This is a genomic window from Nocardioides sp. B129/18 (genome assembly GCF_055282735.1).
Genome location: NZ_JBUZJI010000060.1, coordinates 1 through 1,306 on the forward strand (window position 1 = coordinate 1; position 1,306 = coordinate 1,306).

Here is a 1,306-nt window from a genome sequence, read left to right on the forward strand (position 1 = left end):
GGGTCTGCTGCACGGATAGGTGACATCTGATCTGCGTCGATGTGTGTCGGCGCTGGAAGGATGTGCACCATGCCGAAGGCGTTTCCCCAGGAGTTCCGCGACGACGTGATCCGGGTCTACCGCGACTCTGATTCCTCCATCGCTCAGGTTGCGAAGGACTTCGGTATCTCGCCGTCGTGCCTGAAGCGGTGGCTCACGATCGATGACCGCAAGTCCGCCAACCCGTCACCGGCCGGCCGGGCCGCGAACGAGTCCGACGCGCTGCGTGAGGCGACCAGGCGGATCAAGCTTCTCGAGCAGGAGAACGAGGTCCTCCGCCGTGCCGCGGCCTACCTGTCGCAGGCGAATCTGCCGGGAAAATGATGTACCCGCTCGTCCGCGAGTTGGCCGCTGACGGGATTCCTGTCGCGGTGACGTGCCGGGTGCTGAAGATCGCCCGCCAGCCGTACTACCGCTGGCTCAGATGCCCGGTCACCGACGCTGAGGTCGCGGCTGCCTACCGTGCGAACGCGTTGTTCGATGCCCACCGCGATGACCCTGAGTTCGGGTACCGCTTCCTGGTCGATGAGGCCAAGGACGCGGGCGAGGCGATGGCTGAGCGGACCGCGTGGCGGATCTGCTCGGAGTTGGGCTGGTGGTCGGCGTTCGGGAAGAAGCGCGGGCGCCACGGCAAGAAGCCCGGACCGCCGGTCCATGAGGACCGCTGCGCTGTGGTCGACGAGCACGGCGTCACCCGGCATGAGTTCACTGCCAAGGCGCCCAACCAGCTGTGGCTCTCCGACATCACCGAGCACTGGACCGGTGAGGGCAAGCTGTACCTCTGTGCCGTCAAGGACGTCTACTCCAACCGCATCGTGGGTTACTCGATCGACTCACGGATGAAGTCACGGCTCGCGGTCGCGGCCCTGGACAACGCCGTGGCGCATCGTCAGCGAGCAGGCGGCGATGTGGCTGGCTGTGTGCTGCACACCGACCGCGGGTCGCAGTTCCGGAGCCGGAAACTGGTCCACGGGCTCAACCGTCACCACATGGTCGGGTCCATGGGCCGCGTCGGCGCGGCCGGCGACAACGCCGCCATGGAGAGCTTCTTCGCACTCCTGCAGAAGAACGTCCTCGACCGACGCACCTGGGCCACCCGCGAGGAGTTACGGATCGCAATCGTGACCTGGATCGAGAAGACCTACCACCGCCGCCGAAGGCAAACTGCTCTCGGGCGCTTGACCCCGGTCGAATACGAACTGATCATGATCCCAACCGCCACCCAGGCGGCCTAACCCAACCTGTCACCTGATCGTGCAGCAGTCCC

The 1,306-nt window shown here is 65.8% G+C and carries 1 protein-coding gene; it reads left to right on the top strand.

The features are described from left to right. The first annotated feature begins 69 nt into the window (after positions 1–69). Positions 70–1,274 (top strand): IS3 family transposase gene (locus tag ACZDWJ_RS19700; protein WP_463523885.1). Its coding sequence is split into 2 segments (ribosomal slippage): positions 70–354 and positions 357–1,274, totalling 1,203 coding nucleotides; the frame shifts between segments, so codons are not numbered across the junction. Positions 1,275–1,306: the final 32 nt, after the last annotated feature.